General features: G+C 61.2%; 24 protein-coding genes. 7 read left to right on the top strand and 17 right to left on the bottom strand.

Features of this window, described 5'->3' with window-relative positions:
* Window positions 1–72 precede the first annotated feature (72 nt).
* The 4 genes from NO978_RS16150 to NO978_RS16135 form a co-directional block, all read right to left on the bottom strand.
* Window positions 73–1,002 carry an ArdC-like ssDNA-binding domain-containing protein gene (locus tag NO978_RS16150; RefSeq protein WP_136689359.1) on the bottom strand — a complete coding sequence of 310 codons (930 nt, stop codon included), beginning with the start codon at window positions 1,000–1,002 and terminating at the stop codon, window positions 73–75.
* A gap of 87 nt (window positions 1,003–1,089) precedes the next feature.
* Window positions 1,090–1,437 carry a hypothetical protein gene (locus tag NO978_RS16145; protein ID WP_089649951.1) on the bottom strand — a complete coding sequence of 116 codons (348 nt, stop codon included), beginning with the start codon at window positions 1,435–1,437 and terminating at the stop codon, window positions 1,090–1,092.
* Window positions 1,438–1,508: 71 nt separating this feature from the next.
* Window positions 1,509–2,510: a DUF6610 family protein gene (locus tag NO978_RS16140; protein WP_011222476.1), complete on the bottom strand. Its 1,002-nt coding sequence runs from the start codon at window positions 2,508–2,510 to the stop codon at window positions 1,509–1,511.
* Between the two features lie 123 nt (window positions 2,511–2,633).
* Complete coding sequence (locus tag NO978_RS16135; protein ID WP_089649990.1) at window positions 2,634–2,849, bottom strand: hypothetical protein; 216 nt, start codon at window positions 2,847–2,849, stop codon at window positions 2,634–2,636.
* 131 nt (window positions 2,850–2,980) lie between these two features.
* On the opposite strand from NO978_RS16135, the gene NO978_RS16130 reads away from it, so the two are divergent.
* On the top strand, window positions 2,981–3,187 hold the full coding sequence (locus NO978_RS16130; protein ID WP_049938502.1) for a heavy-metal-associated domain-containing protein: 207 nt from the start codon (window positions 2,981–2,983) through the stop codon (window positions 3,185–3,187).
* Here NO978_RS16130 and NO978_RS16125 read toward each other — a convergent pair.
* Complete coding sequence (locus tag NO978_RS16125) at window positions 3,184–5,460, bottom strand: cation-translocating P-type ATPase (protein ID WP_103992929.1); 2,277 nt, start codon at window positions 5,458–5,460, stop codon at window positions 3,184–3,186. The two genes, NO978_RS16130 and NO978_RS16125, sit on opposite strands and share 4 nt — an antisense overlap.
* A 131-nt stretch (window positions 5,461–5,591) precedes the next feature.
* Here NO978_RS16125 and NO978_RS16120 point away from each other — a divergent pair, with 131 nt between their 5' ends.
* Window positions 5,592–6,191 carry a winged helix-turn-helix domain-containing protein gene (locus NO978_RS16120; protein ID WP_103993006.1) on the top strand — a complete coding sequence of 200 codons (600 nt, stop codon included), beginning with the start codon at window positions 5,592–5,594 and terminating at the stop codon, window positions 6,189–6,191.
* On the opposite strand, the gene NO978_RS16115 is transcribed toward NO978_RS16120, so the two are convergent.
* Window positions 6,138–6,959, bottom strand: coding sequence for a hypothetical protein (locus tag NO978_RS16115; RefSeq protein WP_103992928.1), 822 nt, complete (start codon window positions 6,957–6,959; stop codon window positions 6,138–6,140). The two genes, NO978_RS16120 and NO978_RS16115, sit on opposite strands and share 54 nt — an antisense overlap.
* A 103-nt stretch (window positions 6,960–7,062) precedes the next feature.
* On the opposite strand from NO978_RS16115, the gene NO978_RS16110 reads away from it, so the two are divergent.
* On the top strand, window positions 7,063–7,470 hold the full coding sequence (locus tag NO978_RS16110) for a CopG family ribbon-helix-helix protein (RefSeq protein WP_011222470.1): 408 nt from the start codon (window positions 7,063–7,065) through the stop codon (window positions 7,468–7,470).
* Between the two features lie 3 nt (window positions 7,471–7,473).
* Here the strand turns inward: NO978_RS16110 and merA are convergent, their stop codons facing one another.
* Window positions 7,474–8,928 carry a mercury(II) reductase gene (merA, locus tag NO978_RS16105; RefSeq protein WP_103992927.1) on the bottom strand — a complete coding sequence of 485 codons (1,455 nt, stop codon included), beginning with the start codon at window positions 8,926–8,928 and terminating at the stop codon, window positions 7,474–7,476.
* 78 nt (window positions 8,929–9,006) lie between these two features.
* On the opposite strand from merA, the gene NO978_RS16100 reads away from it, so the two are divergent.
* Together NO978_RS16100 and NO978_RS16095 are read left to right on the top strand one after the other, a co-directional pair.
* On the top strand, window positions 9,007–9,351 hold the full coding sequence (locus tag NO978_RS16100; protein ID WP_089649946.1) for a helix-turn-helix domain-containing protein: 345 nt from the start codon (window positions 9,007–9,009) through the stop codon (window positions 9,349–9,351).
* A 101-nt stretch (window positions 9,352–9,452) separates the two neighbouring features.
* Entirely contained in the window at window positions 9,453–10,007 is a 555-nt protein-coding gene (locus NO978_RS16095) for a peroxiredoxin (RefSeq protein ID WP_089649945.1), read from the top strand.
* Window positions 10,008–10,049: 42 nt separating this feature from the next.
* Here the strand turns inward: NO978_RS16095 and NO978_RS16090 are convergent, their stop codons facing one another.
* The 5 genes from NO978_RS16090 to NO978_RS16070 all read right to left on the bottom strand — a co-directional run bounded on the left by NO978_RS16090 (window position 10,050) and on the right by NO978_RS16070 (window position 13,377).
* On the bottom strand, window positions 10,050–11,210 hold the full coding sequence (locus tag NO978_RS16090) for a hypothetical protein (protein ID WP_240728576.1): 1,161 nt from the start codon (window positions 11,208–11,210) through the stop codon (window positions 10,050–10,052).
* A gap of 166 nt (window positions 11,211–11,376) precedes the next feature.
* Entirely contained in the window at window positions 11,377–11,928 is a 552-nt protein-coding gene (locus tag NO978_RS16085) for a hypothetical protein (protein ID WP_103992926.1), read from the bottom strand.
* On the bottom strand, window positions 11,916–12,461 hold the full coding sequence (locus NO978_RS16080) for a hypothetical protein (RefSeq protein WP_257300589.1): 546 nt from the start codon (window positions 12,459–12,461) through the stop codon (window positions 11,916–11,918). Before NO978_RS16080 ends, NO978_RS16085 begins: the two co-directional genes overlap by 13 nt.
* Before the next feature lie 116 nt (window positions 12,462–12,577).
* Window positions 12,578–12,709 (bottom strand): hypothetical protein, encoded by a 132-nt coding sequence (locus NO978_RS16075; RefSeq protein WP_008458061.1) that lies wholly within the window; start codon window positions 12,707–12,709, stop codon window positions 12,578–12,580.
* Entirely contained in the window at window positions 12,709–13,377 is a 669-nt protein-coding gene (locus NO978_RS16070) for a DUF6166 domain-containing protein (protein ID WP_210425048.1), read from the bottom strand. The genes NO978_RS16075 and NO978_RS16070 overlap by 1 nt, the downstream gene beginning before the upstream one ends.
* Window positions 13,378–13,513: 136 nt before the next feature.
* Here NO978_RS16070 and NO978_RS16065 point away from each other — a divergent pair, with 136 nt between their 5' ends.
* Window positions 13,514–14,878 (top strand): restriction endonuclease, encoded by a 1,365-nt coding sequence (locus NO978_RS16065; protein ID WP_135830756.1) that lies wholly within the window; start codon window positions 13,514–13,516, stop codon window positions 14,876–14,878.
* A 13-nt stretch (window positions 14,879–14,891) separates the two neighbouring features.
* On the opposite strand, the gene NO978_RS16060 is transcribed toward NO978_RS16065, so the two are convergent.
* A complete protein-coding gene (locus tag NO978_RS16060) occupies window positions 14,892–15,464 on the bottom strand; it encodes a hypothetical protein (protein WP_135830757.1) in 573 nt (190 codons plus the stop codon).
* 140 nt (window positions 15,465–15,604) lie between these two features.
* On the opposite strand from NO978_RS16060, the gene NO978_RS16055 reads away from it, so the two are divergent.
* Window positions 15,605–16,210 (top strand): hypothetical protein, encoded by a 606-nt coding sequence (locus tag NO978_RS16055; RefSeq protein ID WP_229774170.1) that lies wholly within the window; start codon window positions 15,605–15,607, stop codon window positions 16,208–16,210.
* Between the two features lie 7 nt (window positions 16,211–16,217).
* Here the strand turns inward: NO978_RS16055 and NO978_RS16050 are convergent, their stop codons facing one another.
* From NO978_RS16050 to acnA, 4 genes are all read right to left on the bottom strand, one after another.
* A complete protein-coding gene (locus NO978_RS16050) occupies window positions 16,218–16,613 on the bottom strand; it encodes a hypothetical protein (protein WP_135830758.1) in 396 nt (131 codons plus the stop codon).
* A 69-nt stretch (window positions 16,614–16,682) separates the two neighbouring features.
* On the bottom strand, window positions 16,683–17,048 hold the full coding sequence (locus NO978_RS16045; RefSeq protein WP_135830759.1) for a hypothetical protein: 366 nt from the start codon (window positions 17,046–17,048) through the stop codon (window positions 16,683–16,685).
* A gap of 3 nt (window positions 17,049–17,051) precedes the next feature.
* A complete protein-coding gene (locus tag NO978_RS16040; protein ID WP_049983737.1) occupies window positions 17,052–17,543 on the bottom strand; it encodes a hypothetical protein in 492 nt (163 codons plus the stop codon).
* 311 nt (window positions 17,544–17,854) lie between these two features.
* The gene (gene acnA / locus NO978_RS16035; protein WP_049983736.1) at window positions 17,855–20,644 is read right to left on the bottom strand and encodes an aconitate hydratase AcnA; all 2,790 of its coding nucleotides are present in this window, start codon (window positions 20,642–20,644) and stop codon (window positions 17,855–17,857) included.
* Window positions 20,645–20,728: the final 84 nt, after the last annotated feature.

Here is a 20,728-nt window from a genome sequence, read left to right as displayed (position 1 = left end):
GACGCCGAACGAATTAACCAACAGAGTGGGATAGTACCCTCCGGCGTTGGTTAACAGCCGGGAAGGAGGTGTTCAGCCGTCTACAACTGTCCCGATGACCTCCTGCGCGGTCGAACTGATCCGGCCGAGTCGCTCCTGAATGCTCTCCGCATCGTCGTCCTGCCACGCGGCAAGATAGAACGCTGATCCGCTCGTATCTAGGTTGAAATACCGCCCGACGATGTACGCAACGGCTTCGGCTTCGACCTCGCGTTTTGCACGCTCGGGTTCGTCGTCGACATCGAAATGGAGCAGTGCGTGGGCGTACTCGTGAATCAACGTCACGGCGAGATCGGCCTGATTTGAGCGGGCTTTCGCTTCGACGACGGGTTGGCATCCGTGGAGAGTCCGGTGTTTGCAGACGCCTTTCGCGTCGCCATGCTCCCACTCGGCAGCGTCGACGACACGGACGTCGATATCGAGCGTAGCTGCTGCATCAAGGAGCGCTGGCACCAGGTCGTCGGCGTCACCAGCTGCCTCGGTTTCCAGCTCGGGGAGCGGTTCGCCCTCGGTTTGAGACACATCGAAGACTGCCGTTGGTTTGAATCCAACCAGTCCTTTCGACCACTCCTCGGGCGGCGTCTCGTCGTACTCACAGTCACTGTCCTCGTGGTAGCTCGGCGAGTTCTCGCATTCCGGGCACTGCTTGGTGATGATCGGCGCCCAGATCCAGATGGCCGACTCACCCTCCTTGACGTGGCGGTCGAACTCCTCCTGCCACGTCCGGTAGCCAGCCACCCGGCTCGCCTCGGGACACTGTCGCTTGATGAGGAGCGTGTTCCGGTAGGAGTAGTCGTGGAAACGACTCTGGACATCGAGCCACTCTTGGAACTCTTCGCTGGCCTGCGCGTCGTCGACGCCGGCGACAAGGTCGTCGATCCACTGTTCGATGGTACTGTTCATCTCGTCTGATCGCGTGTCGGTCTGGTCGAAGGAGACCGACGAGTCTCTGGTCGTAGACATCGTGATCACCGAATCGAATTCACGGCGACTGCGTCTGTTCAGACCGCACCGCACCCTTCAGGGGCGTCCAAAAAACCGCTCTGTCGGTTAGCGGAGCTCGTGACGTTCGTCTGCAAAGCCGACCGTAACGAGGTACTCGAGGAACTCGTCGAACTGCTCGACGTCACTGGGCGTGTCGGTCGCAAGATGACGCGCCCACTCGATGGCCCACTGGAAGGCGGGATCCGTGCCGCCCTTGCCGTGAATGTACCACCACCGGGCCGCCTTGAGAACCACTATGGGATTCGTCGGCGGCTGCTCACCGGCGAGCCCACGGGTGATGGATTCGATTTCGTCGGGGACGTCGGCTGGATCGACCTCCGCTGATTGCGTGTTGTCGATATCGACGGGAATATCGTCGACCGAGACGTTGTCGGGACTCTGTTGTTGACTCACTGGAAGTCACCTCTGAGAGCTTTCGAAGGAGCCCTCGCCCTCTCTGGGGGCACGAAAAACAGGTCGCGAAGTCACGCCGGCGGGAGGTAGACGCTCTGATCGCCGGCGATTTCCTCTAGATTGTTCCGATGACGGTGGCTGAAGTAGCACTCGTAGCTGCAGTATCCACAGATTGCGCCGGTATCGTACTCGGCGACGTACGGGCCGCGGCGGGTTCGCCAGACGTTCGTCCCGCACTCGGTACAGGCGGCGTCCTCGAGATCGGCAGGGCTCGGTCCCTCGTACTCGACGTTGAGCCCCTCGTCTTGCGGTGTCGTTTCGGGCCAGATTCCGTGCGCCCTCCAGAACTCACGGACCCGAGCGAGGCTGTGGCGCACCGTCTTTCGGACGGTGACGTGGTCGGCGTCGCGACCGCTGTCGTCCCAGCCGTCGGCCGTCCAGAACTCACCGAACTGTGCGCCGCGATGCAGCCCGTTCCAGTCGACGCCGACGATATCGGCCGGTGGCTCGTCAGTGAGTGTCGGTCGGGTCAACTGTCGAATAGCGTCGAGCTGCTTGGGCGGACTCCCGCCGAGAATGTGGACGCGCCGCCCTCTCCAATCGGCTGGATCGGAGAAATCGTGGGCCAGGCGGTCGGCGTATCCCCGTGAATACCCGAGGACGAGGTTCTCAGGTATCGCGTCGATCACCGCCCGCGACTTCGGAACGACGATGAGCTCAGCTTCGGGGTAGCTCGCTTGGATTTCACGAGCAGCAGCGACGTGGGCGTCGACGTCGTCGATTTCGTCGACGTCCCCGATGACCCCGACACGTGGTTCGTACTCGAAAAAGCGGTCGACGAACCGCTCCAGATCGGGATCCCGAAAATCGTTGTCGAGCATCCCGACAGGAATCTCGAGGTTCAGGTACTGGTCCGTCTGGTACCCACAGTCTTCCCGAAACCCGGGGAGAAATCCGAGGGCGAGAGAATCGGCGACGAATGGGGCTCGATGGAGGAACGCCACATGGTCCGCTTGTCTGGCGACAGCGATGTCGCTAGCCGTGCTGGAGTCTGGACTCAAACCGAGGGACATAACGGAACTCGCGAGGCGGCTGTTGGTCGCCCCGCGCCCATTCAGGGGCCCGAAAAACCGCGGCACAGCATATTAACCAACAATAGGGAAACTCACGCGGAGTGTGTTGGTTAAGGACAGCGCTTACCCTTCGTCCTCACGCAACTCTTCAGCTTTCCACTTGAGCCGGCGCAGAATCTGCGTTCGATTTTGGTGGGCGTTCTCGTAGGCTACACACTCTTGCAAGGTTTCCATATCGGGAATCGTCGCGATCCCTGCCTTGATCAGGCCCGTGTTCGGTGCTTCCAGACGCTTCTCTGGAGGGAATTCGTCGCTCTCTTCGTCGTCAGTGGTTCCCATCTCAAAGAGCCTCCACCCCTTTGGGGCCGACACAAACAACTCTCCGGACGATAATGTCCACCTCTAATAGAGATGAAACCGATACAACGGTTACCGTAATGGTCATTCCCCGCGAGTGTTTACAGGCCCGCATGGAGCGAAAGACGATCTCAGTCACCGGGATGTCCTGCAACGGGTGCGAACAGAACGTGGAGACCGCCCTGCGAAACCTCGATGATGTGAATCGGATCGAGGCCGACCACGAAGCTGACACGGTCGACGTGGTCCTCGAGGATGGAGTCTCAGACGACGACGTGAACGCGGCAATCGAACAAGCTGGCTACGACGTAGTGGCTTAATCGGCTGTCACTCGGCCGTCTCCACGCTCGCCGTCGGTGCGGTCGTCGAGGGCGAACTCGGTGTTGACACCCTCGCCGGAGAGGAGCTGACCAGCGAAGCTGTTGGCGAGGACGGCCGAGACGGACAGCACCATCGCGAGCATCGCGAACACCGGGTGAACGAGCCCCGTGGTCGCGGCGGCGACACCGACCCCGTTGAACGCGAAGGCCGTCGCGAGGTTCTGACGGGTCTTCCGGTAGCTCTCGTTCCCGATCTCGTAGGCGTCCATCACGCCACCAAGCCGGTCGCCCATCAGGACGATGTCCGCCGATTCGATGGCGATGTCGGTCCCGGCGCCGATGGCGATCCCGATGTCGGCCTGCGTGAGTGCGGGAGCGTCGTTGATGCCGTCGCCGACCATCGCTACGCGGTGACCCTCGTCCTGCAGGCGACCGATCTCTTCGCGTTTCTCGTCGGGCAGCACGTCGGCCATGACGCGGTCGATACTGACCTCCTCGGCGACCGCGTCTGCGGTGCGCTCGTTGTCTCCAGTGATCATCACGGGCGTGATGCCGGCGTCTCGCATCCGTTGGATGGTCGCAGCGGCGTCGCTCTTGACCTCGTCACCGATACCGATCAGACCGAGTAGGTCACCGTCACGAACAACTCCGGCAACGGTGAGGCCGTGGCCCTGAAGTCGCTCGATGTCGTCGCTCCCCTTCGACAGGTCGATCCCCTCGTCGCTGAGCCATCCCGGTTTCCCGACCAGCACGTCGTCGCTGGCCACGGTTGCCCGGACGCCCTTGCCGGTCACGGAGTCGAAATCATCGGGGTCAGCGTACTCGACATCTTGCTCGTCGGCGAACTCGAGGATCGCATCTGCGAGCGGGTGTTCAGAGAAGGCCTCCGCGCTAGCCGCAGTCGTGAGTACATCCACCTCGTCGGCACCGAACGCGACGACTTCACTGACGGCGGGTTCGCCGACGGTGATGGTGCCGGTCTTGTCCAACACGATGTGGTCGACGTCGGGAAATATCTGGAAGGCGTCACCGGAGCGCATCAGGATGCCGCGGTTCGCCGCCTTCCCGCCACCCCGAATTAGGGCGAGCGGTGTCGCCATCCCAAGCGCACACGGATAGCCGAGGACGAGAACCGCCAAGGCTGCGAACGCCCCGCGCTGGACGTTGGGGGCTGCCCCCCACGCGAGTGGTGCGACCACCCAAAAGAGGAACGAGAGCGCGGCGATCGTCAAGACGCCGGGGACGAAATACTTGAGCACGCGGTCGGCGAGCTGGATGATGCCGGGCTTCATCGCCCGCGCCTCCTCGATCTCGCGGGCGACCTGGTTTAGGAACGCGTCCTCCCCGGTTGCAGTTACTTCGATGAGCAGCGTCCCGGTCTCGTTGACGCTGCCACCGATCACCGCGTCGCCGGCGGCCTTCTCTTCGGGAATGGACTCGCCGGTAGCGACCGACTCGTCGACCATCGATTCGCCCTCGACGACCGTGCCGTCGACGGGGATGTTTTCGCCGGGCTTGACGCGGACGCGATTGCCAACGTCGAGGTCGTCGACAGGGACCTCCTCGACATCACCGTCATCACTGACGCGGCGTGCCGTGTCGGGCTGGAGGTCGAGAAGGCCTTGGACGGCTCGGGAAGCTCGCGTGCGGACGATGAGGCTGGTGTACTCCGAAAGGATGTGATAGGTGGTGATGAACACGGAGACGGCGAAGAAGTGAACGGTCGGGAAGCTCGGGAAGACGAACAGGCCAAGCAGTCCACCCACGAGTCCGGCGAACGCGCCCGCTTCCAGGAGGACGTGCTGGTTGAAGATACCCCGGCGCACGCTCTGGAAGGCTTTCTCTTTGATATAGCGGCCGGGCCCGAACATCGTCCCGAGTGCCAGCCCCAGAGTCACCAGATCCATCCCGAGAGATGTTGACTCGAAGCGCCCCATCACGAAAATCATCCATCCCATCAGGGCAGCGATAACGATGGATGCGCCACCGGCGATGAGGAGGCGACGCTTGCCGTCGGAGAGTTCGGCCTGCTGTTGCTCGTACCGCTTCGCTTTGTCAGGGTCGCGGATGGTGTACCCGAGGTCTCGGAGCGTGTCCTTTACCTCGACCTCGCTCAGCAGGTCGTCGTCGTATTCGACGAGAACTTCCTCGTGGGCGAGACTCACGTCGACGTCCTCAACGCCGTCGGTTCGACTGTAGGCCTTCTTGATGCTCTCGGCACAGAACGAGCAGGACATCCCCCCGACGTTGAATTGGTCGTGTGTCGTTCCCATCGTACCTGTTGGTTATCGTGCGACGCGGATAACCATTATGACGAGAGTTATAGCGGTCTCGATATCATACTACCACTGTCGTTGGAATGGCGTTACTCTTACTGTCGTTGTCCGTCTATGTCGTCACAAGAATGGCGCTCCTCGAATCTGACGTGCCGATCCGCGAAGTCGTGACGACGGACCCGGAGAAAGCGAAGGCACTGGAGAACGATGTCCGGGTGAAGATCCTCGACATGCTCGCAACCGAGGAAATGACGATCGAGGAGATCCACGACGAACTGCATCGTCGTGGCGAAGAAAAGGCGGAGACGACGGTGCGCCACCACGTGAACGTCCTGAAGGATGCGGGGATGGTCGAGATTGCCCGGCTCGAAGAAGCTGGTGGGGGGACGCGGAAGTACTACAAGTCGAACACGCGGATTTTTTCGTATGACCTACCAGAGGACGCTGAGCAGACGCTCGCTGGGGCGCAGGAAACCGCGGCAGCCGAATTAGCAGGGCTCGTTGAGACGCTCTATGGGGAGCACGGCGACGACATCGAAGCGGTGGCACGAGAAATGAAGCCGTGCGAGTACTGTGCAACACAGCATTACGAGGAGTTCGTCCTCCGTGAACTGCTAAATCGCGCGCTTATTGACCTTACTGAGAATGGGACGCTGGAGAGTGTTCGGCGTGATTCAGAAGACGCCGGCGATGAAGCCGAGTCCCATGACGATGAGGACGGTCGCTGAGAACAGCGGCAGGTACGGTGTATACCGCTCGACTGTTTCTTCGTACTCCTGATAGCCGGCGATGAGGAGCATCGTTAACCCGACAATGCCGACGATGACCGTCAGCGCATACGCAGTCATCAGCTCCAGACAGTACGTCGAACCGGCACAGAGGCCGATAATCTCGAATTCTTCTTCGTGAGCGAACCCGAGGACGAATGCGAACCAGGCGATTCCGAGGAGTCCGCGGTCGGCGTCAGGAGCCGGATCGGTCCCGTGCTCGTGGGAGTGCCCTCCGATTTTTCCAAGCCGAATTTTCACCCGTGTAAGGAGCCCATCCGGGGAGTGTTCGTGCGTGGGTGGCGTGCCGTGACTGTGGTGGCTCGACTGCTCCTCCGTATGCTCATCGTGGTCGTGTCCGTGGCTGTCCTCGTGCTGGTGAGAATGGCCGTGCGTGTACTCTCGAATCCCGAGTCCGATGAGTAAGACGCCTGCGACGATGCTGACTGGACCGCCGATGGAAACGCCGCCAAGAATCGAGATCGGCTCGTTCACTTGGGTCAGCTGAAAGTAGGATTTCGCGTAGAAGAACACGCCGACCATCGCCAGACTGCTAATGAGGTGGCCGATGCCGATCAGCGAGCTGGCGGCGAGTCCGTAGAGCCACTTATTGGATTGATCGAGTGCATAACTCGCGGCGACCGGCCATCCGTGTCCGGGCTCGATGCCGTGCACGAATCCGAGCGCAATCGCGCCGACCAACAGTGGAAACGCCTCGCCGTGGAGCATTCATATATTCCTCTATCCCTGCGCTGTATAGCGGTTGTTAAGACTGAAACGTGAATTCCGTAATAATCGAGGGGTCAAGACAGTAGGGGATCAATTGGGGAGTATGCGCACGAGCTTGAACGTGTCTGAGGACATTCTCGAGGAGTTCGACGAGACATGGCAGGCTGAGGGGTTGGACTCCCGCTCGCGGGCGATTCGTGAAGCGATGCAGGAATACATCGAGGGACATTCACAACTCGAGGAGGTTTCAGGCGAGGTCGTCGCTGTACTTGCATTCGATTACCAGCACCACGAGGTGATTCACGATCTCCATTCGGCCCAGCACCAGTTTCAGGACGTCATCGAAACGATGAGCCATACCCACCAGGGCGAGTGGTGTTTAGAGACCGTCTTCTGTCATGGCGATGCGGCGCGGGTGCGGGAACTCGTGTATCGGCTCCGTGATTTCGATGGGGTTGGTCGTGTGAAGACGATGCTCCTCCGCAGTACTGCGCCGGCCGACCCGGAGTGAGATTCACTCGATACAGCAGCTCATCGTCGATATGTCCCGTCGGAACGCCTGACAGGCCTGTTTGAACGCCTCGGAGAACGTCGGGAACGGGTGGACGGTGTCGATGATGTCGTCGACCGTGAGGCCGAACGTCACCGCAAGCGTGGCTTCCATAATTATGTCGGCGGCACGGGGGCCGACCATGTGGACGCCGACGATCTCGTCAGTCTCGTGGTGTTTGACGACTTGGACGAGGCCATCCGTGTTCTCGACGGCCTTCGCTCGCGGGACATCCGCCATCTGGACGGTTCGGCACGAGCAGGTGCCGTGCTCGTCCATATACTCGCGTTCTGTCGTCCCGACTGCGGCGACTTCCGGGCTGGTGAACACGACTGCTGGCACCGCGTCGTAGTCGATGCTGACGCCCTCGTTGCCGAACGCGTTCTTGACGGCGTGATTGCCCTCCTTGGCGGCGACGGTCTCCAGTTCGGGCTCGCCGATCACGTCGCCCGCCGCGTAGATGTCGGGATTCGTCGTCTGGAAGTACTCGTCGACACGAATCGTCCCGTCGGGGTTCGTTTCGATCCCAACCGTTTCGAGGCCGATGCCCTCGCTATTCGGCTGGACGCCGGTCGCGACGAACAGCGCGTCGCCGGTGACCGTTCGCTCGTCTCCGTCGATGGTCGTTTCGACGGCGACGCCTGACTGAATCGCTTCGGCGCCGCCGTCGGCTGCTAGCGTGCGGACGCGCTGGAAGTCGTTGCCGGTGATCACCTCGATGCCCTCCTCCTCGAATGCACGCTGCATCTCGCGACCAAGTTGGCCTTCCATGTCCGAGAGGACGCGGTCGGAGCGCTGGAGAACCGTCACGTCGATGCCGACACGGTGCAGGATCTGTCCCCACTCCAGCGCGATGTATCCCCCACCGAGCATTAGGATACTCTCGGGAAGGTCGCGCTCCTCGAGGATGGTCTCACTCGTGTAGTAGTCGACGTCGTAGAGGCCGTCGATGGGCGGCGCCCACGGTGAACTGCCGGTCGCGACGAGGGCCTTCTTCCCAGTAATGTGTGCGCCCTCGTCGGCGCCGTCGACGACCTCGATGGTAGTATCGTCGACCAGCTGGCCGTACCCCTCGTAGATGTCGATCTCGAAGTGCTCGGCGACGTCGACGTAGTTCTCCTGCCGGAACCGCTCGACGAGTTCGTCGGTGTCGTTGAGGGCGGCGGCCCAATCGACGGTCGGCTCCTCGGGGTATCGAACGGCGTCGAAGGGGTTCTCCGACGCTGCAGCTCCGCTCTCGGCGACGGCAAGGAGATGCTTACTCGGAACACAGCCGACGTTCACGCACGTCCCGCCGATGGGCAAGCCGGTATTCACCATCGCTGTCGAGAGATCGCGTCGACTCGCTTCGGTGATTGCGGCGAAGGCTGCGGCGCCGCCACCGAGAATCACGAGATCGTAGTCGGCTGTCTGAGTCATCTGTGCCTATACTTTACGACGGGAAGTTCTTGTACTCCAGAGTCCGAAGCTATGGAGTAGGTTGGAGGCCACGAAGCTATGGCAGACACTACGTCATCGGCGCCCGCGTGCGATGTCGAGGGGACGTGCTACTGTCCGCTCACGGGTGTCATCGACACGTTGAGCCGGAAATACGCGATGCAACTCGTCAGCATCATCGGCGCACACGATTCGCTGCGGTTCGCGGAGATTGAGGAGCACCTCCCGACGGCGAGTACCTCGACAATCTCGAAACGACTCGACGAGTTCGAGGAGGCAGGACTCGTCTCACGGACGCAGTACAACGAAATTCCACCACGCGTCGAATACGCGCTAACTGACGAGGGTGATGAGATTCGTTCGAGATTAGAACCGCTTCTTGAGTGGGCGACGGCGAACTCCTGACGTACGGACTTTAGTGAATTTCATCCCACATCAAGTGGTGAGCAATTCAGATCGGAGTGCTGACCCAATGACTATCCTGTCTTCGTGTGCTACTATGTCGTATGATAAACGAGGGAGCGTCTGCACCGTCATTTACTCTTCCGGGTCTCCGTGACGGAGAACAAACCGGGTACTGCTTGGATGAGTCAACAGCCAATGATCGGGCTGCGTTGCTGGTATTTTACCCGTTTGATTTCAGTCCTATTTGTACAAACGAACTGTGTGCGATTCGCGATGCAGAGTGGTTTCAGCTAACGCCCGCTCTCGATGTCTGGGCAATTTCTGGTGACAGCGTCTACGCCCATCGAGCATTCGCCGAGGAATACGGCCTCAATTTCCCGTTACTTAGTGATAGTTCCGGGCGGGTTGCCGAGTCATATGACATCTGTTATGATGAATGGGAGAACCACGAGCGCGTCCCGCAGCGTGCCGTGTTTCTCATTGATTCCGAGCAAACGATTCGATACGCCTGGGCGACAGAAGATGCACTCGAGAAGCCGGATTTCTTCCCGGTTAAAGACGCTCTTGATACGCTTGAAGCGGAACGTGATGAATTCGGTCCTGAGGATGTCGAATTAGTAGTCGAATATAACGAGGAACCGGAATCTCTAACGTAGACTGCTATTTTAGGATTGTATCAGTGAACGCCGCTCCGACAATCAGCTCATGGCATCTTGGAACCGCTCACGAAGCGCGTCCTCGCGCTCCTCGAACTGGTTGACCTTCTCTTGCAGATCGTCGCTGATGCGCTCGATGCTCGCGAGCGCGCGCTCGCCGGCGAGCGACGCCTGCGACCCGTCATCGCCGTCTGTCTCCAGCTCCTCCTCGTAAGCGCGTTCGACGCGCTCGATGGTGCCCTCCGGGTTGAACAGGATGTCGTTGGCCGTGCGAACGTAGCCGTCCAGCGACGCACCCTCCTTGCCTTGGAAGAAGTGGGTGAGCGCGTACGTGGCGCCGGAATGCAGCGTCCACATATCGATCTCGACGGGGGAGGTCGCGTTGGCCTCCGCATCACTCGCAGCGCGCTCGGCCAGGTAGTCCGGGAAGCCCAGAAGACTGTAAAACTCCGTGACGGTGAACGGGAGCTCCGAGAAGTCGAGGTCGATGTCCTGGGCGTCCCGGATGAACTCGAATAGGTCGTCGGCGACGAGTTCGACCTGTGCGAGAAGCTCCTCCCACCAGGTGCGGAAGTTCCGCACGTCGCCGACGTGTTTGATGACCTCCTTGTCGGTGAGCGAACGCATCGTATTTGAACAGTACCCGTCCTGGGCGAACCCCTCGACGTAGACGGCGTGCTCACCGAAGAAGTCGTAGCCCGACGTGACGCCCATCGTGATCGGGTCCGACCGGCCGGGAAGGCGCACTTCGAGGCCGTCGAACATGATGTCCATATGGACCTCGCCGCCGCCCCGGTAGCGACGAATCTCGCCGAACATCACGTCACCCAGCGGCGTTCGGTCGATAGTCTCCTCCCGAAGGACCTCCTCCAGAGGGCCGTAGACGTCGACCGGGTTGATGATCGAGTACGAGTCGGTCGGAATATGGAACAAAGAATCCGTTTCGGCGTCCTCCTCACGGGCCTGCTCTCGAGCGCGACTCGGCTCGACGAGCGCGTTGAACCGCTCCGTCTCGACCCACTCGTCGGTGTACGGATTCTGGTACGCCACGGTCGTCTCGACGGCCTGCGGGAGGTCGCGGATCGCCTCAGCGAAGCTCACGGTGTCTTTGCCGCCGTGACGCTGACGATACCACTCGGGTAGTTCGGTGTCGGTACGTCCATCGACGCCTGCGAAGATGGTTCTCGACTCTGGGTCTTTCATCGTAGTCACCTCGACGCAGGAACGCTCATCGACGGCTGCCTGCATCGTCTCGCGCCCTGCGCCCCTCTGCCGGGCGCAACAACAACACCACGTTAACCAACACTAACCTAGGAAGCGGCTGTCTGTTGGTTAATCGAACCACCGTCGGGAAACTGTCGCACTGTCGTTACTCGGTGCTGGAGCGGCGTAGCCGAACCTGCTCCGGGTTCGGAACCCAGGGATGGTCCTCCCAGCAGTGAAGGGCGTGAGCATGGGGCGACTCGAACTCGGCTCCGCAGGATCCACACTCGTAGACATCGTCGGGCCAGGGCTCACTGACGTACATCGCTGTCACCGTCGTCCCAACCGGCTCGGGAGCTCCGCTTCGCTGAACGTACCGGTAGCCGCGAACCGTCCGTTGACGGATCGCTGTCCGGGCAATCTCGGCGGGTTTGCCGTCGGGGAGATACACCCAGCGAACGAAGTCGTCGACCGACTCCTTGGCCGAGGGCTGGAGGATGAACCACCGCTCGTGGGCATCCCGGAACAGGTAGCGTTCAGTTCCCCTGTTTTGGAGGTACACCGGGTCACCTTGGCCGGGGATGAGTCGCAGCCCCTGGGCCGGTGATATCGGGTCCAACAGTCGCTCGACTACAGATGGATCGCGCTCCGGCTGGTTGTCCGAGTCTTCCTCTGCTGCAAACTCATCGAGACGAGCATTCGTAGTCACGGAGCCCACCGTCCGAGTGAGGACTGTTCCCGCTCAGACTCATCAGGAACTTCACAGAGGAACCGCCACTTCGGCTGCTCTCGGATCTGCTTATCGGGGCGATTTCCCGCTTGGCCGGGGTCCGTTTTACCGGCACAGTGCCAGCCCTTGTCTCTGAGCGCTTTGATCATCGAGCCGTCGAAGTCGGCTCGCACGAACGTCAGCAGGAGCCGAACGCCTCGTCGCCGACCGTGCCGACGCACGAATCGTTCCATCGACCGGGCGAGGGCGGCAGAGGCGAGATTGGGGAAGTCGACGCCGATGCAAATCCGTGCTGCCTCGACGATTTCGTCACCCTCGAATCGCGTCCCGTCGTACTCCAGCGAGCGAATCAGCGGATAGCGCCACGTAATCGCACCTAGTAGCTGGTCCTGGTAACAGAGTCCGTGATGGACGAGATTCGTCCGGGGGATATCGTCCATATAGGAGTGATGCGCTTCGTAGATCGCGCCGGCGACGTGGCGCGGGATCGATTCGATATGGACGCGCTCTGCGAACCCCAAACCGAGCGGCGCCGTGACCGGCTGGCCTTCCCGATGGATGGGACACGAACACCCATCGGGGGTAGGCGTATACTGGAATCCGGTACTCCGTATTTGGTCTAGAGAGTGAGTTTCGGTCACGAGTCGGTGTCGTCGGTGCGCTCCTGTCGGTCGTTGTATCGCTCCAGTTCGCGCCCGATTTTCTCGAGCGCCTCGACACCTCGTTCGAGGAGCTGGTGGGTGGCTCGCGCCAGTCGAAGCGTCTCCATCAGTGCTCCCCCTCCGGGGGTTCGATGAGGTCGTTGCTCTCTTCGGCGAGTTCTTGGATTACCTGTTCCACGTCAGCCCCCTCGACAACTGTCCGATGTGCGAGCGGGGCAGGATATGCCCGGTCACCCTGGCTGCAGAGCACGACCAGCCACTCGTCGCTTCCATCCCCGATCACGATGTAGTGGTCGCGATCAGCGCGCTGGAACACCCTTCGATCAGGGCGAGAGACGGCTCGCCAGTTCTCGGGAAGCGTCGGTGACGGCCGTCCGCCGTCGGCGAGGGCGACGACGTCGTCGGTAAGGGTCGCCATCGCGGCGTCGATCTCCTCGCCGGGGAGGTGCCAGCACGCCGCGGCACCGTCGCACTCCAGCTGCGAAACCACCTGATTCCGGAACGCGATGTAGTGCTCACGGGCGAACTGCTCATCGTCGTAGTAGTCGAGGAGGAGCGCGCACGCGAGCTGGGCGGGCCCGCTACCACTATACCCCCACTCGAACCCGCTTGGACTGTGGTTGACGAGGTCCAGACTGCGCTCGAGAGAGAGTCGCCGATGCTCCGAGAGGTTCAGGACGACGGCTTGGCCGTCGACGCGGAAGCCGACGTATTCGACTGCGTCTCGGTGAGACTGTGCGGGCGATGCTACTGGAACCGATTCCGAACTGGCCATAGGTACATTCCCGTTCATTCGTTGCTCGCGGGCGGTTCGGTGACCCCCGCACCCCTCTCAGGGGTTCAACAAACAGGATGGCGTAGCGTTCGGCAACGTATTTGGCAGTTGCAACGTACTGTCCACATAATTGAGGATGGCTGTACTGGACGATCTCTCGGGGTTCGAGTTCGAGGACGTGATGGAGGACGTGTTCCGAAACCTCGGCTACGAGAACGTCCGCCAGGCCGACCGCACGGCTGACGAGGGTCGCGACGTCATCATGGAGGAGGTCGTCGACGGCACGCGGCGTGCGATCATCGTCGAGTGCAAGCACACGGGGACGGTCGGACGGCCGGTCGTCCAGAAGCTCCATTCCGCCATCGCGACCTTCGACTTCGACGGCCCGAAACGCGGGATGGTCGTCACGACCGGCCGGTTCACGAACCCTGCTCAGGAGTACGCAAACCGACTCCAGCAAAACGACGACCCCCATCCAATCGAGCTGCTCGACGGCGAGGACCTCCGGGAGATCGCCGACGAGATCGGCCTCGACCTCTACAACGGGCGCATCGAGATCCTCTGCGACGAGACGCTCCGCCCGTACGACCCGGCCGTCGACGTCGACGCGGCCGTCGCGGAGGCGTTCCGCGACGTCGAGAACATTGAGGCCGCCGACCTCCCAGAAACGCATTCGTCGGTGACTTTCCGCCCGGTGGTCGCGGTCACCGCGGACACGAACGCCGTCTTCGAGACGTCGGTGGGCGTCATCCACCGGATCAACGACCGGACGCGATTCGTAGCCCACGCCGAGCGCGGACAGCCACAGGTCGTCGACGAAGACGTCGCGACGCTGGTCACCGAGAACTTCCACGCGACGGTCGACCTCGACACCGAGCAGTTCGGCGAGGTGTTCGACGACGTCGAGGAGCGGCGGTTCGGGCAGACCCAGACGGAGTACAAGGAGTGGGCCGTCGAGCGGCTCCAGCAGCACCACACAACGACGGTGACCTACACGGGCGACAACAACGTCACGTACAACAAGACCTGCGAGCCGAACCGCTCGGACATCTCCGTCCAGTCGATTGAGCCGGTGTACCTCCCCGAGGTTCGACAGACGACCGAGCTCCAGGAGTACACCTACCCCTACGAGTACTACGCGGCAGGCCCGTCACGAGTAACCGCCGAGGACGGCATCCATCAGTGCGTCCACTGTGACACGAGCGGCGTCGACGAGACGTACACCTACTGTCCGAACTGCGGGGCAATCGCCTGCTCCAGCCACATCAAAACGGAGCGGCTGGAAGGCGAGCCGATCTGTACGGGCTGTGCGGTGACGGAACGGTTCGCGCTGAAGACGAAGTACTTCTACGACGAGGAGAATCTCGAGGCGTTCCGCGAGGAGTACGCCGATATGCCGCTTCACGAGAAGGCGATGGAGAACAAGTGGCTAGCCGGGGGAAGCGTTGTCGCGACGGTGCTGCTTGTCGTCGGACTACTCGTCATCGGCGGCATCATCTGAGCAGGCTAAGTGTTCACGCTGGCTCAGCGACCAGCTCTTCGAGCGCGTGCTCAAGCGGGCCGTGGAACTGCCAGCTGGCCCGCTCGAAGGCGTCCTCGGTCGGACCATCCCACCGGGGGAACGCGGAATGACCACTCACCTTGACCGTCCACTCGGACGGCTCCTCGAATGGGTTCCGGGTCGGGAGTTCAACGACGTAGAGGTACTCCTCGTCGCCGTGGATGCCGACAGCCGGGTTCTCGACACCGTGTCCCAGCAGGAACATCGGCTGGTCGAGGTGCTCCATATTGTCCGGCTCGAGGAGATCCGCTGGCTGTGTTGCGTCGATTGTTCGATCTGCGTCACCATCCAGATACAGGTCGACTGTCGAGAGCTTGTCGAGGAACACGAACGACGCTGCCGTGTAACCCGGTCCTCGCTCGGCACGGGTCGCGTCGAGAAGTTCCTTCAACTGCGCAAGATCGCGAAGCACGCTCTCCGGGTAGCCGTCCGAATGTCGGTACACTTGCGCGACGCGGTCGTTATCGGTTGGTTCGCCGTCCTGGTCCACTCGTTCGACGAATCTGAGTTGACTCCGTGTCGACATCGATCATCGCCGGCACGTGTGCGCCGGCACCCATCACCGGCGCAACAATAGACTCTGTATGTCCACGATCTGTAGCACCTCGCCTTCTGCACCACCCCAAAATATAAATACTTTGTTTGATTACCCTATCAGTAATCACTATGTCCGACAGTGCAGACCAAGACACGATTACTGACCGAGATTTAGCCGTTCTTCTCCGTGATGGTCACCCCGGACTTGATGCCAATCTCTCCCGTATGGCACTCGAACAGGTTGTTAGTAACTGGGAGAACAATCCTGAGAAAGAGAAAAAGCTGGAATTCCTTCGTGAATCACCGATGGGGATTGATTTTGTAATCCCCGATATACACTGGGATGCGGAGGAAGAGGAATTCTATGTCGGAACAAACCGTGGGCCTGGGGTCCTCGGCGAAGTTGCCTCTGGGGGTGGATTTCACGTCGCAGCTGAATTCTCCCGTGAATATGTGGAGGCGTATCGGGAACAGTATCAGGAACTGCTGGATAACTCCACCCTCACGAAAAAGCAGTTTTTGACCTACGTGATGCGTGAAGCAAATAAGAACGAGTACGTAATCGCCGATGCGCTTGACGTGAAGACCGGGACTGTACGTAGTCACGCTGGTCGAGCCCGTGAAAAAGTACAAAAAGCGCAAGCGACAGCCCGAATCCCTGAGCTATTCGAGTTTGAGGGGTACGACGAATTGCAGGAAAACATGGAATCACTGCTTGAACCGAAAACGGCCTAACTGGTGGTTATGCGAGGTGTGACACCTTCCCTGGTTCCTCGACGTCGTCGAACTCCCCGCGCTCCACAGGTTCCCAGTCTTCACCCGGCTCTGGACTCCACCAGTCGACCTTGTAGGCGCCCGGTGCGCCGAAGATTTTCACGCGCGCCGACCCATCAGGCAGGTCGCGGCGCAGTTTCTCGTCGACGTGGAGGTTCCAGGTCGTGGTTGTATCGAAGCAGGCGAGCACGGCCTCCTCGTAGCCGCGCGTCTCTCGGGATTCTTGGAGTTCGACCTGGGTGTTGCAGTTCTTGCAGAACACCCCCTCGAAGGGGATGTGAGTGAAGACCTCCTGTCCGCAGACGGGACACCAGAGGAACTCGAACAGTGCCTCGCTGTGTCGGTCAAGTACTTCGAGACTCATTTGTTAACTCACCCGGTCGTACCGGGCCACTACCTCGTGCCCGGCCGAAAAACAGCGCCCAGCGCTCACTCACCGTTCGGCGCCGTAGACGATGCGTGAGGGGGCTTCGTACCCACAATCGGGGCAGTCATACCACCGCTGGACTTTCGCCCCGTCTGCCGCCTTCTCGCCGACGCGAACGTCGTCGTTCGGACACTCCGGGCAGCTGAGGTCCGGTGCGGGCCGCTCCCGGAGCTCGTCACGGAACGATGTCGCATCCTTCGTCTCGTATCCCCGCGACCAGACCGGGTAGCCGTCGATGAGGATTGCCCCACGCCATTTGTACCGGTAGGAGTCCGGGGCTCGATGCAGGACGGCTCGCGCCCCGGTCTCGGTGTTCCGATACGCAAGCGTCGGCGAGCGGCTCTCGCGTCGCCAGTTGGTGATGCGAGGCATTGGTTAGAAGTGGACGTCAGCGGGCACGATCCAGAGCTCTTCATTCTCCTCGAGGAGTCGGTCCAACTGTCCACGGTGGCGAATGCCGGTTCCGTGTTCGGTGTACAGGAAGATCGTCGGGCCGTCGTACGCACCGACCTGGTGGAAGGCGTGCCGGGCGAGGTCCTCGTCGCGCATGATCTCCTCGTCGGAGAGCTCGTCGATGGCCTCCTTCACCCGGTCGAGATTACGCTCGAATTCCTCCTTCGTCGCCTCCCAGCCACACTCGAGCAGGTCTTGGCCGTCATCGGAGTCGACGGGGGCTGCCGTCGGCAACCCCCCCCATCGTGCCTTCCCCGCAACGGACGTGTCCTCCTCGTCGAAGGTCACATAGTAATCGAAGACGGCGCCGGCGTGTGGGTCCGCGCCGACCAGGCGGTCGAACACCGACTTTCCGGTGGACAGCGCGTCGTCGTGCGTCGATGCCTCTACGAGTGCGTATATCACCATATGCATCTTGGACACCTCGAAACGCCGACGCACGGGTGTCGTTGGTCGCTCCAGCTGCGCCGGCACCCATCACCGGCGCGGAATAAACAACTCTGGCCTCACTCGATCACAGGATATTGTTCGCCCACTCGACGGTGATCGCTACGGCATCGGGTGTGAAAGCTACGATGGTCATTTTACCGTTGATTGAACTGGAAACACTCTTGATATGTATTCACGCACAAAACACGGTGTGCCGTTTCAGAGGGCTACGCTAATTCCGAGCGACGGAATCGGAAATTCGCGATCTTACTGGTCGAGGAGACACTTTGAAAGCGTCACGATTCGGTTAGCAGCTGTCGAAGGACGTAGTGTAGGATGCCGCCGTGTTCGATGTATCGCACCCCGGCAGGTGTGCCCACCTGGGCCGTCACCGGGAACTCAACCGACGACCCGTCCGACCGCTCCGCAGTCACCGTCAACTCGGCCATCGGCTCCAACTCGTCGTCCAACCCGTAGATCGTGTAGACCTCTGACCCGTCCAATCCAAGCGCCTCCCAGGAGTCACCGTCCTGGAACTGCAACGGCAACACACCCATTCCGACGAGATTGTCCCGATAGATGCGCTCGTAGCTTTCCGCGATGGTCGCACGAACACCGAGAAGGTCGGTCCCCTTCGCCGCCCAGTCACGGCTCGACCCAGTCCCGAACTCCTCGCCCGCCATCACGACGAGTGGAGTTCCCTCCTCGCGGTACCGCTGGCTGGCCTCGAACACGGTCGTCTGCTCACCAGTCGGATGGTGGATGGTGTACCCGCCCTCGACGTCGTCGAGCATCTGATTCTCGATGCGGACGTTGGCGAACGTGCCCCGCATCATCACCTCGTGGTTACCCCGGCGGGCACCGTACGTGTTGAACTCGTGGGGCTCGACACCGTGGTCCATCAGCCACTGGCCGGCCGGCTGATCCGTCCCGAACGGCCCGGCAGGACTGATGTGGTCAGTCGTAACCGTGTCACCCAGCGTTAGCAGACACCGTGCATCCTCGACGTTAGAGACGCCGGGTTTCTCCAGCGGGAAATCTTTGAAGAACGGCGGCTCCCGGATGTATGTCGAGTCCTCGTCCCACTCGTAGACCTCGCCGGTCGGGGCCTCCAGCGCGTCCCATCGCTCGTCGCCTTCGAACACTTCGGCGTACTTCTCCTCGAACATCGACGGGTCGACGAAGTCGTGGACGGCTTCGTGGATCTCGTCGCTGTCTGGCCAGAGGTCCGCCAGATAGACTGGGTTTCCGTCGTCATCGTACCCCAGCGGGTCGTGCTCCAGATCGATGTCCATCCGCCCAGCGAGCCCGTACGCCACCACCAGCGGCGGGCTGGCGAGGTAGTTCGCGCGCACTTTTGGATGGATGCGCGCCTCGAAGTTCCGATTCCCGGAGAGTACGCTCGTCGTCCAGAGGTCGTGTTCGTCGATAGCGGTCTCGATCGGCTCCGGGAGCGGCCCTGCGTTCCCGATGCAGGTCGTACAGCCGTAGCCCACGACGTTGTAACCCAGGTCTTCGAGGTATGGCAACAGCCCCGATGCTTCGAGGTACTGGGTGACGACGCGGCTGCCGGGCGCGAGGCTTGTTTTAACGTAGTCCGGGACGTCGAGGCCACGCTCGACGGCGTTTTTCGCCAGGAGCCCGGCTGCCAGCATCACGGAGGGATTCGACGTGTTGGTACAGCTGGTGATGGCGCTAACGACGACGCTCCCGTGCCCGATTTCGACGTCGTTGCCGTCGATATTCACGGAGGCGCGCTTCGTGAGAGGGTCGAGGTCGGGGCGGTCTCGACCGGTGTCCACGACCGCCTTGCCGCCGTCGGTCTGCCCCATCGATTGGTCGCTCTCACCGAGCCACCGGGCCAGCGCCTCCTCGTCAGCGTCGTCGAGTTCGTCCTCGAACTCGCCGTGGAGTAATTCCCGGAAGTGGGTTCGCATGTCACCCATCTCGACGCGGGACTGGGGTTTCTTGGGGCCGGCGAGACTCGGCGTCACGGTCGAGAGGTCCAGTTCGACCGTCTCGGTGTACTCGGGGTTCTGCTCACCGAACAGCCCCTGGGCGTCCAGATACTTTCGGACGAGCTCGATGTGGTCCTCGTCGCGGCCCGTCAGTTCGAGGTAGTCCAAGGTGGCCTCGTCGACGGGGAACATGCTGATGGTCGAGCCCTGCTCGGGCGCCATATTCGCGATTGTCGCCCGATCAGGAACAGTCAGCGTCTCCACGGCGGGCCCATAGAACTCAACGAATCGATCGACAACACCGACATCCCGCAGCAGTTCGGTGACGTGCAGTACGAGGTCAGTCGCCGTCGCACCCTCGGGGAGTTCACCTGTGAGTTTCACGCCGACAACCTCGGGGAGGTTCATCGTGATGGGCTGGCCGAGCATCGCGGCTTCGGCTTCAATACCGCCGACGCCCCAGCCGACGACGCCGATGCCACCAATCATCGGCGTGTGGCTGTCGGTCCCGACGAGGGTGTCTGGGAACAGCCAGTTCTCGCCGTTCTGCTCGCGTTCGTGGACGACTTGCCCGAGATACTCCAGATTCACCTGGTGGACGATACCCGTCCCTGGCGGCACGACACTGAAGTCGTCGAAGGCGTTTTGCGCCCACTTCAGCGCCCGGTACCGTTCGCTGTTGCGCTCGTATTCGAGTTCGACGTTCTTCTCGTAGGCGTCCTCGTTGCCGAAGTAGTCCACTTGGACGCTGTGGTCGATGACCAGGTCGATGGGGACTTCGGGTTCGACGAGGGTTGGGTCGCGGTCCTTGCGTTCGACGGCCGATCGGAGTGCCGCGAGGTCTACAACGGCGGGGACGCCGGTGAGGTCCTGGAGGATAACCCGGGACGGCTGGAACGGGATGTCGGCGTCGGGAACGTCCGGTTGCCAGCCAGCGAGGGCCCGGATGTCGTCCTCGGTAATGTCCTCCCCGTCGGCGTTACGGAGGACGGATTCAAGCATAACACGGATACTGACCGGGAGTTTGTCAAGTTCACAGAGGCCTTCCTCTTCGAGGACGGTGAGGTCGGCCATTTTGTAGGTCGTTCCATCGGCTTCGAACTCGCGGATCGCATTGAAAGGGTTCATTATTGTGGAAGATTTCAAACGGAGTAACCTTATTCTTGTTCCCGTTCTCGGGAGACGGGATTCGAGCAGTTCGACGTGTTCGTT

Origin of the sequence: Haloarchaeobius sp. FL176 (assembly GCF_024609245.1) — an archaeon.
In the GTDB taxonomy this organism is placed as follows: Archaea; Halobacteriota; Halobacteria; order Halobacteriales; family Natrialbaceae; genus Haloarchaeobius.
Note: the sequence above shows the minus strand (reverse complement) of the source record. Positions and strands in the feature narration are given on the sequence as shown.

Bases quoted from the DNA above. Each gene is read 5' to 3' on its own strand.
- NO978_RS16065 (WP_135830756.1), top strand. From the start codon at position 13,514: ATGGCTGTACTGGACGATCTCTCGGGGTTCGAGTTCGAGGACGTGATG.
- merA (WP_103992927.1), bottom strand. From the start codon at position 8,928: ATGACTCAGACAGCCGACTACGATCTCGTGATTCTCGGTGGCGGCGCC.
- NO978_RS16075 (WP_008458061.1), bottom strand. From the start codon at position 12,709: ATGGAGACGCTTCGACTGGCGCGAGCCACCCACCAGCTCCTCGAACGA.
- NO978_RS16100 (WP_089649946.1), top strand. From the start codon at position 9,007: ATGGCAGACACTACGTCATCGGCGCCCGCGTGCGATGTCGAGGGGACG.
- NO978_RS16120 (WP_103993006.1), top strand. From the start codon at position 5,592: ATGGCGCTCCTCGAATCTGACGTGCCGATCCGCGAAGTCGTGACGACG.
- NO978_RS16115 (WP_103992928.1), bottom strand. From the start codon at position 6,959: ATGCTCCACGGCGAGGCGTTTCCACTGTTGGTCGGCGCGATTGCGCTC.
- NO978_RS16125 (WP_103992929.1), bottom strand. From the start codon at position 5,460: ATGGGAACGACACACGACCAATTCAACGTCGGGGGGATGTCCTGCTCG.
- NO978_RS16130 (WP_049938502.1), top strand. From the start codon at position 2,981: ATGGAGCGAAAGACGATCTCAGTCACCGGGATGTCCTGCAACGGGTGC.
- NO978_RS16055 (WP_229774170.1), top strand. From the start codon at position 15,605: ATGTCCGACAGTGCAGACCAAGACACGATTACTGACCGAGATTTAGCC.
- NO978_RS16060 (WP_135830757.1), bottom strand. From the start codon at position 15,464: ATGTCGACACGGAGTCAACTCAGATTCGTCGAACGAGTGGACCAGGAC.
- acnA (WP_049983736.1), bottom strand. From the start codon at position 20,644: ATGAACCCTTTCAATGCGATCCGCGAGTTCGAAGCCGATGGAACGACC.
- NO978_RS16070 (WP_210425048.1), bottom strand. From the start codon at position 13,377: ATGGCCAGTTCGGAATCGGTTCCAGTAGCATCGCCCGCACAGTCTCAC.
- NO978_RS16045 (WP_135830759.1), bottom strand. From the start codon at position 17,048: ATGCCTCGCATCACCAACTGGCGACGCGAGAGCCGCTCGCCGACGCTT.
- NO978_RS16090 (WP_240728576.1), bottom strand. From the start codon at position 11,210: ATGAAAGACCCAGAGTCGAGAACCATCTTCGCAGGCGTCGATGGACGT.
- NO978_RS16040 (WP_049983737.1), bottom strand. From the start codon at position 17,543: ATGCATATGGTGATATACGCACTCGTAGAGGCATCGACGCACGACGAC.
- NO978_RS16135 (WP_089649990.1), bottom strand. From the start codon at position 2,849: ATGGGAACCACTGACGACGAAGAGAGCGACGAATTCCCTCCAGAGAAG.
- NO978_RS16150 (WP_136689359.1), bottom strand. From the start codon at position 1,002: ATGTCTACGACCAGAGACTCGTCGGTCTCCTTCGACCAGACCGACACG.
- NO978_RS16095 (WP_089649945.1), top strand. From the start codon at position 9,453: ATGATAAACGAGGGAGCGTCTGCACCGTCATTTACTCTTCCGGGTCTC.
- NO978_RS16110 (WP_011222470.1), top strand. From the start codon at position 7,063: ATGCGCACGAGCTTGAACGTGTCTGAGGACATTCTCGAGGAGTTCGAC.
- NO978_RS16050 (WP_135830758.1), bottom strand. From the start codon at position 16,613: ATGAGTCTCGAAGTACTTGACCGACACAGCGAGGCACTGTTCGAGTTC.
- NO978_RS16140 (WP_011222476.1), bottom strand. From the start codon at position 2,510: ATGTCCCTCGGTTTGAGTCCAGACTCCAGCACGGCTAGCGACATCGCT.